The organism is Lutibacter oceani (assembly GCF_003384935.1).
GTDB lineage: Bacteria > Bacteroidota > Bacteroidia > Flavobacteriales > Flavobacteriaceae > Lutibacter > Lutibacter oceani.
In genome coordinates this window covers 235,275-249,142 of the sequence record NZ_QTTQ01000011.1, presented here as the reverse complement: position 1 = coordinate 249,142, position 13,868 = coordinate 235,275, and the positions used below count along the sequence as shown (strand labels likewise).

Here is a 13,868-nt window from a genome sequence, read left to right as displayed (position 1 = left end):
AAACAAAGTAAATGATTAAAAAAATTAGTTATTATTAATTAATTTTTCAAGAGCACTTATGTGCTTTTTAAATTCGAGTTGTCCAAGTTTTGTTATTTTATAGCGAGTATTAGGTTTTTTACCAATAAATTGTTTTTCAATTTTTATATATTCAACTTTTTCAAGTGCTTTTATATGACTTGCTAAATTTCCGTCTGTAACTCCTAAAATTTCTTTTAAAGAATTGAAATCAAGATATTCATTAACCATAAGTGCCGCCATTAAACCAAGTCTTATTTTATTATCAAAAGCTTTATTAATATTTTTAAGAATATCTTTCATAGGTTTTATTTCTCATACTTTGTATACATTAATACTCCATATATAATATGAAAAACACCAAAACCTAAAGCCCAAAAGAATAATCCATATCCTATAAATTGGGTAGAAATTAAACCAATTATAACATTTGCCAATCCTAAATAATAGATGTTACCTAAAGTATATTTACTTGCATTAATACACGCCAAGCCATAAAATATTAATGTAAAAGGCGCTATTAATCCAATTAAATTGTATTGGTATAAGGTTATGCAAAGTAAGCCTCCAACTATTAAAGGAATCATAAAGTTTTTTAACAATCTTTTAGAGGCAGTGTTCCATATGTTTTCTTTATTTTTTTTAGCTTTTTTTCTAGTTAGTACAAAAGCTGTTGCTACAGAAAGTATTAAAATAATTGAGGCTATGCCAACTAAAAGAAGTTCAAAAAATGATATTGGTAATAAAGAAATACTTGAATTACTGTTCTTATATGAATTTATTAAGAAATTACCAACATAAGCACCAACTAATGCATACACACCAGCTAAAATTCCTGACAGACCACTTAATGATAAAAATCGTGTAGATTTATTCATTATAGATTTAATTTCTGTAAGATCCTGTAAATAATCTTTTTCGCTCATAATAAAAGTACTTTGAAACACAAAGTACGTTAAAAAAAACAAAGAAAACAACTTTTCAACAATAAAATGTTATTAACTAATTTAGGTAAAAGACTAATTAGTTTTATTTATTCAATAATTTTAATGCTTATAATATATAATCAACTATAAACAAAATTGAAAATGACAGAAGAGCTAGTATTCCCAAAGATTTACGACTATAACGAGGTGTTAGAGAGTTGTTTAGCCTATTTTAATGGCGATGAGCTTGCCGCAACAACATGGATGAATAAGTATGCCGTAAAGAATAAGAAAGGCGAATATTTAGAATCTTCACCAAGTCAAATGCATAAAAGAATGGCAGTTGAATTTGGACGCATTGAAAAAAAATATTTAGAATCTGAAAAGAAAATAGAAGGGCTTTCAGAATACGGGAAAAACCGTGAATTTTTATCTGAAAATGCAATTTATGAGTTATTTAAAGATTTTAAATACATTATTCCACAAGGAAGTGTAATGTCTTCTTTAGGAAATAAAAATGTAATTGCATCACTTTCAAATTGTGTTGTAGTTCCACCTGTTTATGATTCTTATGGAGGTATTTTTCATACAGATCAACAATTAGCACAATTATTTAAACGAAGATGTGGTGTAGGAGTTGATTTATCAAATTTAAGGCCAAGAGGAGCTCAAGTTTCAAATTCTGCAGGTACAACTACAGGAGCTGTTTCATTTATGGATCGTTTTTCAAATACTACCCGTGAAGTTGCTCAAAATGGTAGAAGAGGAGCATTAATGCTTACTATGGATATTGCACATCCAGATATTGAAGAATTTGTAACAATTAAACAAGATTTAACTAAAATAACTGGAGCAAATATTTCATTAAGGTTATCAGATGAATTTATGTTAGCTGTAGTTAAGGATGAAGATTTTAAATTACGCTGGCCAATTGATAGTAAAACGCCAACATATACAAAAACAATAAAAGCGCAAGAATTATGGAATACCATTATTAAATGTGCACATAATACCGCTGAACCAGGATTAATATTTTGGGATCGTCAGCATTATTATTCTACTTCTTCAATTTATCCAGGTTTTAAAAATAGCTCTACAAATCCTTGTTCAGAAATAGCAATGCAAGGTGGTGATAGTTGTAGATTAATAGCAATTAACTTGTATAGTTTTGTTGATAATCCTTTTACGGATAAAGCTTCATTTGATTTTGATAAATTTTACAAAGTTGTTTATGAATCTCAACGGTTAATGGATGATTTGGTTGATTTAGAGTTAGAAGCTGTTGATAAGATTTTCAACAAAATAATGCACGATAAAGAGCCAAATAATATTAAACAAGTTGAAATTGATACTTGGAAATTGTTATATAAAACAGGAAAAAAAGGAAGAAGAACTGGTTTAGGTTTTACTGCATTGGCTGATGCTATGGCAGCTTTAGGGAAAAAGTTTGATACAGATGAAGCAATTGCTGTTGTTGATGAAATTATGAAAACCAAACTAAAAGGTGAGTTTGATAGTAGTATTGATATGGCAATTACACGAGGTAAATTTGAAGTATTTAACCCGGATATTGAAAAATTTTCAGAGTTTGTTCAAATGATGGAGGCTGAGTTTCCTGAAATTTATAAAAGAATGATGAAATATGGAAGACGAAACATATCAATAAGTACAGTTGCACCTACTGGTAGTTTAAGTATGTTGGCACAAACATCTTCTGGTATTGAACCCGTTTTCTTACTATCATATAAAAGAAGAAGAAAAGTAAATGAAGGTGATGAAAACGCAAAAGTTGCTTATGTAGATGATATGGGTGATGCTTTTGAAGAGTTTGAAGTGTACCATAATAAATTAAAAACATGGATGGAAATTACTGGTGAAACAGACATTAGTAAAAGTCCATACAAAGGGGCAACTGCTCCAGAAATAGATTGGGTTAAACGTGTTGAAATGCAGGCTTTGGTGCAAAAATATACTACGCACTCCATAAGTTCAACAATAAATTTAGCAAAGGATGTACCTGTAGATCTAGTAGGTAATATTTATATTGAATCTTGGAAAAAAGGATTGAAAGGAATTACTGTATATAGAGATGGATCTAGAAGTGGAATTTTAGTTGCAAATGAAGAAAATAAAGCAAAGAAAGATGGTGAATGTTATGCTGAAACTATTTTCCCAAAAAGACCAAAAAGAATTGAAGCGAAAGTTGTACGTTTTCAAAATGATTATGATAAATGGGTAGCCGTTGTAGGTTTAATTAATAATAGACCTTATGAAATATTTACAGGAAAATTAGAAGATGCATTTTTATTGCCAACCTGGTTAGAAGAAGGTTGGGTTATAAAAAACAAAGATGAAAACGGAATTTCTCGTTACGATTTTCAATTTGCAGATAAACAAGGTTACAAAGTTACAATGGAAGGATTATCGCGTACTTTTGATAAAGAATATTGGAACTATGCCAAACTAATTTCAGGTGTATTACGTCACGGAATGCCAATTCCTTATGTTGTTGATTTAATTAACAATTTAAATATGTACGATGAAAATATTAATACTTGGAAAAACGGTATTGCACGTACATTAAAACAATTTGTTGAAGACGGTACACAAGCTGTTGATAAAAAATGCCCGGAATGTGGAGATCCAGATGGACTTATTTATGAGGAAGGTTGTTTAAAATGTAAAAATTGCGGACATACAAAATGTGGATAATATTAAATTAATGTTGAACATTAAAGCACCAACAAAATTTTATATATTGTTGGTGTTTTTTTATGAATTCAATTGAGTAATTTATATTTAATTAAAACTTTTTTATGTTATTTCATTCTGAATATAGCGAAGCGAAATAAAGAATCTGATATGAAAAAAGATTCTTCACTATCGTTCAGAATGACAAAATAAAATTAACAACCAAAATGTTGGTAATTAAAATTTATTTATAGTCTTTCTAATAGCAACTAAATTACTTAATAAGCCTTCTAAATATTTTAAATCCAACATATTGGCGCCATCGCTTTTTGCATTTTTTGGGTCAAAATGAGTTTCTAAAAATAAACCATCAACACCAACAGCAATACCAGCTCTTGCAATAGTTTCAATCATATCTGGTCTTCCGCCGGTTACACCACTAGTTTGATTTGGTTGCTGTAAAGAATGCGTTACATCTAAAATTACAGGTGCAAATTGTTGCATTTCAGGTATTCCTCTAAAATCAACAATCATATCTTGGTAACCAAACATTGTGCCTCTGTCGGTAATCCATGCTTTCTCATTACCGCTATCTTTTACTTTTTGTACTGCATGTTTCATTGCTGAAGGACTCATAAATTGTCCTTTTTTAAGATTTACTACCTTGCCAGTTGTTGCTGCTGCAACTACTAAATCGGTTTGACGAACTAAAAAAGCAGGGATTTGTAACACATCAACATATTCAGCAGCTTTTGCAGCATCTTCGTTGGTATGTATGTCCGTAACAGTTGGAACATTAAAAGTTTCGGAAACTTTTCTTAATATTTTTAAAGCTTTTTCATCTCCAATTCCGGAAAAACTGTCAATTCTACTTCGGTTAGCTTTTTTAAAACTTCCTTTAAAAATAAATGGAATTTCTAATTTGTCTGTCACTTTTAAAATATGTTCAGCAATTTTCATTGCCATTTCTTCACCTTCAATAGCGCAAGGACCAGCTAGTAAAAAGAAGTTATTACTATCGGTATGTTTTATTTTAGGAATAAGATTTAAATTCATTTTTATGTATTTTTATGCAAAGATAGTTTTTTGGATAGAGAATTTGAAAAGTTTGTGTTTTATTCAATATTAATTCTAACTCCTTCACTATGACTGCTAAATTCGGGTGCATACATACTTTGAATGGTTGTAATTCCATTGCTAAAATTACCGGCATTATTTACACGTAAATCGTATTCAAAAACATAAATACCTTTTTGTAAATACTCCATAAAAAAGTTTGTTGAGGCATCTTTAGTGCTTTCATAATAACCCAAACCATCTTGCCATTTATAGCTAGATAATACATTTAAAGGCTCTAATCCGCTGGCTCTCATATCTTTCATATGAACAAATTCCATTGGTCTATCTACTTTTAATTCTATTCTAACGGTTATTAAATTACCAACTTTTAGAGTTGAGTTTTCTGTTACTTCCGTTAGTACTTTTCCAGAATCAGTATTCGATTTTAAGAATAATTTTTTATTCAATTTTAAAGGTGTTTCTGCCGATGTAATTTTATCTAAATCTTCAAAATATTGCCAATATAAGCTTCCCCAGGCAATACCATTGTCTTTTTTAGAAATAGTTACATCTCCCATTTCTGAAGTAATTTCATTACCATTCCAAGATGTTTTATAGTAGCCTGTTCCCGCTTCAATTTTCATATTCTCCAATTTTGAAGGTTCAATTTTTTGACTTCCTACAGTAATGTCAACGGTCTCATTTATAGATAACCAATCACTTCCTTGTAATAGTAAAGCATAAACAGCTTCCGTGGTTGCTTTGGTAGTTTTCCAACTATTGGTTTGCTTGTTTTTAAGTAACCAAATCTTTAATTCATCTACTGTTGCTGCATCATTTTCAATTTCAGAAAAGACTTTAATTAGCAATGCTTGTGTTTCAATAGGAGCTTGGAACCAAAACCAACTTGCGGTATTTTCTTTCCAATACATTCCTAATTCATCACTTGTAATACTGTTTTCTTCTAACGATTTTAATATTTCAGTAGAACTAATTTTGTTTCCATTTCTATGCTGAATTAAAGCAATCATCCCTTTTGAATATAAGTTGAAATCGGTCCAATAAGTAGCTGATTGATTGGTGTAATAATTCACTGCTTTTTGAGTATCTGCTCCAATTTTTATGTCTTTATAAAAACTACGCATGTATAAATAATGCAATTGTGTATTTCCTAAATGATTTTTCTCTAAATAATCCTTTTCAGCTTTAATTCCTTTTGATGTTGTTTTAGCTCTTTCTCTTATTTTTTTAGCTTCATTTAGAAGTTTACCATAATCATCCAATAGTTCATCATCCAAAAATTGAACAGCTTTTGCAATCATTTTTTGAGATTCTTCTTGATTGTTCATACTGACATTAAGTTGTTTTAAATGCCCAAAACTTGCTGCAATATGTTGTGTAATATATCTGTTTGGGTAGTTACTGCCTTTAAACCAAGGAAAACCGCCATTGCTAAACTGTAACTCTTTCAGCTTATTTAAGGTAATTTCCTGTTCATTTTTCATTTTATTTAAATCGAATAATAACCCAATTCTCTTTTTTTGTTCTGTTTCGCTTTGTGCATCTCTCAACCAAGGAGTTTCACTAATTATTATGGATTTTAATTCTTCGTTTTTTTCTAAATTAGAAGTTAATTCATCACTATTTTTCCATAAATCAAAAACTTCTTTAATTCTCGGGTTTGAATTTGCAATATGACTTGCAAGTGTGTTTGCATAATATCGAGAAAAAGTTTGTTCGGAACATTCGTACGGATATTCCATTAAATACGGCAAACTTTGTACTGCGTACCAAGCCGGATTAGAAGTGATTTCTAATGTTAGTTTGTGATTTTTTAACGTTTTTGAAGTCTGGTTTTTTAATTTATTTAAAGAAAATGTTTTAGTTTGATTGCTTCGAACCCACATTGGCAACGTTTCTGTAACTAACATTCTGTTAGATAAAACTGGCAAAACATTTTGTTCTCCATCAGAATAATCTCCTGCTTTGGCGATTATTTTATACTGTATAGCTTGAATTCCTTCTGGAATATTCAGTTTCCAATTGACACTAGTATTTCCTTTTTCAGCAACTTTAAAATTTTGAGTTGTTAAACTATTCTCAATTAAATAATTGATTTCTTTTCCAGAAATAGCATCAGTTAAAACTAATTGAGCAGTTCCTTCCAAGGTTTTATCAGTTAAGTTTGAAATTTTACCTGAAAAAATAAGTTCATCACCTTCACGCAAAAATCGTGGTGGATTTGGTAAAACCATTAACTCTTTTTGAGTAACAGAAGTTAATGTTTTGGTAGCTGAAGCCAATTCTTTTGTATGTCCTAATAATTGTAATTTCCACTGTGTTAGTGCCTCAGGAACTGTAAAATTAAAACTTACATTTCCTTCTTTATCCGTTTTTAAATGTGGGTAAAAGAAAGCAGTTTCATTAAAGTTTGTTCTAATTTTAACAGTTGATAAATCTATTTTTTCTGGATTTTCTTTTTGAATTTTTTCTTTTTTAATTCCATAAGCAACGGTTACAACTTCATCCAGTGATTCTTCTTCCATAATTAAATTATCCTCAAGGACTTCAACACCATGAACTTTACCTCTAATCATCATATTTCTATTATTACCAAAATAAAGTCCAAACCAATTCAATTCATCAAAATTTTGTTGTATTTGACCATAATAAGATCTTTGAAGGTTATTTACATTAAAATAAACAGTTCCAAAACTATGTTGCGCTCTTCTATTTGTTCGAGAATAATAGGTTGGATTTGTAATTGGATTGAACTGCCAATTATGCGGTTTAAATTGATCCAATGAAGCGTCATACATACTTGCCAATAACTCTGCGGCAATTTTTTCACCTTTGGTTCCTTTTAGTTTAAAACTCCAGGTTTCGTTTTGTCCAGGCTGTAATTTATCTCTAAAAGTGAGCGTTTCAATTTCTAATTCTTTAACAGGATAAGGAACTGAAATAGGTAAAGTTCCGCTTTCAAAAGTGTTGTAATTTACATAACTATAGTTAATTGCAAATCCGCCAAAATCGTTTTTAGTTACCGGAATTTCAAGTTGTTTAAATTCGTTATTTAAGTGAATAATTTTGGTGTCAATTAGTTTTCCATCTTTTTCAATATCAACCGTTACCGTTAAATCTTTAGAACTTGAACCAATTTTTAGTAATACAATTTCATTTGGTGTATAACTTGATTTCTGATGAGAAATTGAAAATAATTGATTGTCTGAAACTTTAGTGTCTTTATCATTAAAAATTGTAACAATCTGTTTGTCAGTAACTTTTTGTCCAAACGAATCAAAACATTCTATTTCAACAAGATAATTTCCAGACTGCCATTTTTTAATATTTTTCAACTTAATTTTAGAATTGATTGAAGTATTAAAATCATTTTCAAAAACTAGTTTGCCTTTTTTCCAATTTAAGATTTCATCTTCATTAATATAAGGTTCGTGAGGAAACCTATTTTTGAATTCTGAAAAAGTATATAATTGATAGTCTGGAGCTTTCCAAGGACGTTTTCTTAAAACAGTTGTTGGAGCTTGTAATTTTGATATTTTTATGGTTCCTTCTGCTGGAGCAAATTGATTGTTGAGGTTTTTGGTTTCAATATTTATAAAGTTTTCTTTTTTAGTTTTATCAATCTTAGCATCCATATTAATTTCTGCAATTAAGCTGTGGTATCCAACTTTAACAATGGATGTTGCGCTTCTGGTTTCTCCATTTATATCCGTAACGTCTGCGGTAACTTCATAATTAAAAACAGGTAAATTATCTTTCTCTACATTTTTATCTGCCAATGCTTTAAATGTGATAGTAAAGTTTCCTTGAGCGTCTGTAATAGTTTCTCCGTGAATTATTTCTTGAGCTTCTGAAACAATAAAATTTGGTTTGTACCAATAAAACCATCTTGGATATTGTACTTTTCTATGAACTCTATAAGTAACTTTTGCATCTGTAATATTGCTACCTGCAAAAGCCAAAGCGCTTCCATTTACAGTAACACTTTCGTTAATTTTATAAGTTTCAGTTATTGGTTTAAAAGTTGTTTCAAACTTTGGACGTTTGTATTCTTCAACTGAAATTTGAGTTTCAGAATAATTAAAATCATCAATAATATTATACAAATTACTTTTTTGGGAGCCTTCATCAACTTCTAAAGTATAGATTCCATTCAACCCAGTAGTTGGAATAATAAATTGGGAACTAAAAGATCCAAATTCATTGGTTTTTAATTCAATTTCGCTAACAACCTCTGCATTAACATTATAAAGCGTAACATTAACATATTCATTGCTTACAACTTTAGATACGAAGCCTTCTTTTTTAATTAAAATCCCTTTAAAATATACAACTTGTCCGGGTCTGTATATACTTCTGTCAGTAAATAAAAAAGGTGTAATTGTTAAGTTATTGGACTGGTTATCTATGCGATTATAATTGTACAAATAATAATCACCAAAACTGGCTTTTTCTTTGTTATTTATAATTGAAATTATTACATTTCGATAGGTGCTATTTGAAGTAAATTTAAATTGCCCTTTCTTATCTGTTACATAATTCTTATTAATGGGATCGTTGTATTTCCCTGTATTATAGTTTTTTAAATTAATTGTTGCATTTTCAATTGGCTTTCCGGAATTTCTATCTACAACTTGGTAGGTGTAAATATTATTTAAAATAGATTCAACCAAAGCGATATCTGTAACTTGAATTAATGAAGTAGCATAAACGCTGTTTGCATTTAAAGTTTCATCTGTTGAAGTAAAAATTAAATAGGTCCCATTATTTAAAGGCGGAATGGCAATTTCTGTTGCATGTTGTTGATAATCATTTTCAGTTTTTAATGCTTGATTAAAACTTGAAACTAAATTAAGGTTTCTAATAAATTCTATTTTTTCCGAATCATTATTAATTTTACTAAAATTATTTTTTTGAGTTTCATTAATTGCAAAAATATTGAAATACAAAGTTTCAATGTTCTTATAATTCACTAAAACCTTGCTGTATTTTTGAATAGAAATATTCTTTTCTGCGGTAAGATTTAAAGATGCACTTAAAATTTGTTGCTTTAAGATACTACAGTTTTTTGCACCTAAACTTTCAGGGAATTTATTGATAGCATTTTCACAAATTGTTAAAGCTGTTACGTTTTTAAAATGATTATCTGTATTCGTTTCCGCATCATATTCATTGGCTTGTTTGTTAAAAATAGATGCAATTTCAAAATCTATTAAAGTTGACGATTCTGAAGCTGAAAATTCCTCTTTTAAATTTTGAAGAAGGGTTAAATAAAGCGTTTCTTTTTCAGGGAAAGTTGCCTTCTGATAAACGAACTTTATGCGTTCAATATCTACTGAAATTAAAGCATCAGTATTTTTATTTAAAGCGTGAAATGAAAGTAGGTTTTTATAGATTTTTAATGCATTTAGCTGTAACGATAAACTATCTTTTGAAATAATTTCTAATTGTGAAAAGTTATTATAATCACTTAAAAGGTTTTCATTATCTATTTCGAATTTATAACTTGGATTGGTAATTGAGGTTTCAGATGTTTTATAAAAATCTAATGCATTATTAGTTAAAAAATCAAATAAAGTAGGTCTATATTTTTTTGAATCTGGTCGTAGATTTAAAATATCGTTATAGTTATTTAAGTCAGTTTGTTGGGTAATCAACCCATTTTGTAGCGAGTTTTGAAAATGAATATGAACTTCGGCAAACAATGTTTCTAAATCCCAAGTTCTAAAATCTAAAGAATCTACTTTTATTGAGGTTTTTGTTCGGTTATAAAATTTATACCTGTTTTGTTGAAAATATTGCCAATATAAATTTGCCAGTATACTTTCTAATACATTTTTTGCTGGGGTTTTAGCTTTCTCAATTTCAATTTTAAAAAGATTAACAACTTCTAATTGTGCGTCTTCTTCTAATAACAGAATGTATTTAGATTTGTAAAATAGCGATTTAATTAGTTGAGCTGAATTATTTGCTTTTTTTGCTTTTTGATAAATAATTTCAACAGAATTAAAAGCAGATTTTGGCAACGATTTTTCTTCAAATTGTTCAACTTCTTTCCACATCTTATCATAATTATTATGATTTATTTGAGCTTTTGTAGTAGTTGAAAATAGGAATAGTGCCAATATTGTGAATGTAATGTTTTTCATACTTTATTTTTTATTACTATAAAGTTAGCAAAAGTTATACCTAAATTTAAATTGTAAATAATTTGTGCAATTTATATTTAGTAAGCGCAACCCTTGATATAGGGAAAGTGTATAAAAAAACCGCTGATTTCAGCGGTTTAAATATTAATTATTAATGAAGTATAACAAACTCGCACCGCCTGTTAATGCTGTATTCTTCTTCTTTACAAATACCATCTTTTATACAATTATTTAGAGGTTGAGTTTCGCCATATCCAACAGATTTAACATTATTAGTAGGAATCCCTTGATTTTCTAAATATTCTCGAACAGATTTAGCACGCTTGTATGATAAATCTAAATTATATTGTTCTGTTCCTCGGCAATCTGTATGAGCTCCAATTTCAATAACCATATCTGGATATTTTTTTAGAATACCCACAACTTTTTCTAGTTCTACGGTTGCATCAGAGCGAATATTCCATTTATCGAAATCAAAATAAATTGGGTTGATTTTTATTTGAAGTTTCCCATTTTCTTCAACAATTTTATATTCAGCATCTTCATAAGATTCAAGTTTTAGTAAAATATTTTTATTGATATTACCTTCATTGTCTGTGGAAAATGTCACATCAGATGGACTGAATAAGCTTTTAGTTCCTCTAATTTTATAAGTTGAGTTAATTGTTATTTCAAAAGAATAACTAGCATCATCACCTACAATCATTTCGTCAGTCATTTGATTGTTGTTATCAAACAAAGTTACCAAAGCGCCTGGAAGTATTTCTAGGCTATTTTTATTTTGAACCAATCCTTGAACAAAATATTTTTTTAATTGGGTAAACCTATAAATATCATCATCACCAATACCACCTTCTCTGTTTGATGAAAAGTAACCGGTCTCATTTTTCTCATCAATTATAAACGCAAAATCATCTAAATTGCTATTTATTGGAGTGCCTAAATTTTTTGGTTTTGAAAAGCTATTATTTGAATAATCACTTTTAAAAATATCCAATCCACCCAATCCAAATAAGCCATCTGAAGCGAAATACAAAATATTTTTACTGCTAATAAAAGGGAATTGTTCTCGGTGTTCAGTATTTATTTTAGGACCTAAATTTTTTGGAATTCCATAAGTACCATTTTCATTAATATCAACCACAAATAGGTCAAAAGAGCCTATCGAACCTGGCATATCTGAGGCGAAATAAAGTTCTTTTTCGTCTGGACTTAACGCTGGGTGTTCAACTGAGTAATTGTTGCTGTTAAAAGGAAGTTCAGTAATATGTGTCCAATTATTATCAATCAATTCTGCCTTAAAAGTTTTTAAGTGGGTTACTTTATTTTTATCTTTTATTTTTTTTCCATCAATAAAATTATTTCTTGTAAAATACATGGTTTTACCATCTTTGGTAAATATTGCATTTGATTCGTGAGTTTTTGTATTTATTGAATTTGAAAAGAGAGAAATATTTGTAAAATCACCTAATTCAGTCGTTTCAGCTAGGTATAAATCTAGATAAGGTTGCTTATTCCAATCATATTTATTTCCGTTATTTCTTGTGGATGCAAAAACTAATTTATCACCTAAAAAGGAAACCCCAAAATCAGAATTTGGAGTATTGCCATTTATAAGATTATGAACAATGTAAGGTCTTTTATTTTGATTATTTAAAGATTCAATAAATGGTAAAGTTTCTAAATTAGATTCCGTAAAAATTTGTTTTTTTTCATTGTATTTTCTAAGCCAAATATCAGCTTCATTAAAATTTTCAATTCCCTTTAATGCTTGTGAATATCTAAAAAAATAGGTTGGATCAATAGTTCCTTTAAATTTTTCAAATAAAATTTTATACCAATTTGAAGCCTCCTTCATTTTTGTATTAAAGTAGTAGCAATCTCCTAATTTTTCATAAATTTCTTGAGATTTATTTTCTTCCTTTAAAAATAATTCTGCAGCATCTAAATAAGCTCTTTTCTCAAATAAATGATTTGCAATTTTCAAATTTTGAGCTGTCAAAAATTGTGTAGAAAATGATAGTATAAATAGTATGATTAGTGCTTTTTTCATTCTTTAAATCGGTTTTTAAAAGAATCTTGGAGAAATATCAAAACCTTTATTTAATTTATAAATATCAAAATCGTATAAAATAAATAATTCATGGGATCCCGAACTAAACGGACCAAGATTTGAGGTTGTATAATCATATGCGTAGCCAATTCGTAATTCAGGTGTGGCTCTTATATTAAATAAGCCTGTAAACGCATCATTAAATCGGTAGCCAATTCCAAATTCTAATCGGTTATCATATAAAATATTTGCTGTTAAATCTAAGGTTAAAGGAGCTCCATTAACTCCTTTTAGCATAAATGCAGGTTTTAATTTAATAAAATCATTAATTTCAAAAACGTAACCACTGGTTAAGAAAATATGCGGTAATTCGGTTCCTTGATACTTTCCGTTATTTCTATTTAAATGTTGTGACTTTAAAATATTCGGGATTGAAATTCCTAAATAATAATGATCGGTATTAAAATATAATCCTGCACCAATATTAAAAAATGATTGATTAATGTTATTTGAAAAGTCAGCATCTGTAAAGACATCACCAGATTCCAGTTCAAAATCATTAAAATTAACATCAAAAAAAGTAACACCAGTTTTTAAACCAAATGATAAATTTCCATGCTCCTCTAAATCTAATTTGTATGCAAAATCGAAGGAAACATTATTTTCTTTTACAATGTCGCCAATGTTGTCATTAATTAAAGAAAAACCAATTTCAATTTTATCGTTAATAGGAGTGTGTAAGAACAAATTTGAAGATTTTGGAGCACCAATAACTCCAATCCATTGTGTTCTGTATAATCCTCCAATATTAATAATTCCAGCTGCATCTGTTGTGTACGCAGGATTTATTACACTCATATTATACATATATTGCGTGTATTGTGCGTCTTGTTGAGACCACAAAAGAATGGATGTTAAAAGTGCAATACTATTTAAAATTATTTTTTTCAT

The 13,868-nt window shown here is 28.9% G+C and carries 7 protein-coding genes; 1 reads left to right on the top strand and 6 read right to left on the bottom strand.

Annotated elements, in window-relative coordinates; translation table 11 throughout:
- Nucleotides 1–24: 24 nt before the first annotated feature.
- Together BX611_RS10405 and BX611_RS10400 are read right to left on the bottom strand one after the other, a co-directional pair.
- Nucleotides 25–321: a winged helix-turn-helix domain-containing protein gene (locus BX611_RS10405; protein ID WP_115880942.1), complete on the bottom strand. Its 297-nt coding sequence runs from the start codon at nucleotides 319–321 to the stop codon at nucleotides 25–27.
- A 5-nt stretch (nucleotides 322–326) separates the two neighbouring features.
- On the bottom strand, nucleotides 327–944 hold the full coding sequence (locus tag BX611_RS10400) for a hypothetical protein (RefSeq protein WP_115880940.1): 618 nt from the start codon (nucleotides 942–944) through the stop codon (nucleotides 327–329).
- Between the two features lie 162 nt (nucleotides 945–1,106).
- On the opposite strand from BX611_RS10400, the gene BX611_RS10395 reads away from it, so the two are divergent.
- Nucleotides 1,107–3,656: an adenosylcobalamin-dependent ribonucleoside-diphosphate reductase gene (locus BX611_RS10395; RefSeq protein ID WP_115880939.1), complete on the top strand. Its 2,550-nt coding sequence runs from the start codon at nucleotides 1,107–1,109 to the stop codon at nucleotides 3,654–3,656.
- 216 nt (nucleotides 3,657–3,872) lie between these two features.
- Here BX611_RS10395 and kdsA read toward each other — a convergent pair whose 3' ends face one another.
- The 4 genes from kdsA to BX611_RS10375 all read right to left on the bottom strand — a co-directional run bounded on the left by kdsA (nucleotide 3,873) and on the right by BX611_RS10375 (nucleotide 13,868).
- On the bottom strand, nucleotides 3,873–4,691 hold the full coding sequence (gene kdsA / locus BX611_RS10390; RefSeq protein WP_115880937.1) for a 3-deoxy-8-phosphooctulonate synthase: 819 nt from the start codon (nucleotides 4,689–4,691) through the stop codon (nucleotides 3,873–3,875).
- Between the two features lie 59 nt (nucleotides 4,692–4,750).
- A complete protein-coding gene (locus tag BX611_RS10385; RefSeq protein ID WP_115880935.1) occupies nucleotides 4,751–10,864 on the bottom strand; it encodes an alpha-2-macroglobulin family protein in 6,114 nt (2,037 codons plus the stop codon).
- 151 nt (nucleotides 10,865–11,015) lie between these two features.
- Complete coding sequence (locus BX611_RS10380) at nucleotides 11,016–12,917, bottom strand: OmpA family protein (RefSeq protein ID WP_115880933.1); 1,902 nt, start codon at nucleotides 12,915–12,917, stop codon at nucleotides 11,016–11,018.
- 15 nt (nucleotides 12,918–12,932) lie between these two features.
- Nucleotides 12,933–13,868 carry a PorP/SprF family type IX secretion system membrane protein gene (locus BX611_RS10375; RefSeq protein ID WP_115880931.1) on the bottom strand — a complete coding sequence of 312 codons (936 nt, stop codon included), beginning with the start codon at nucleotides 13,866–13,868 and terminating at the stop codon, nucleotides 12,933–12,935.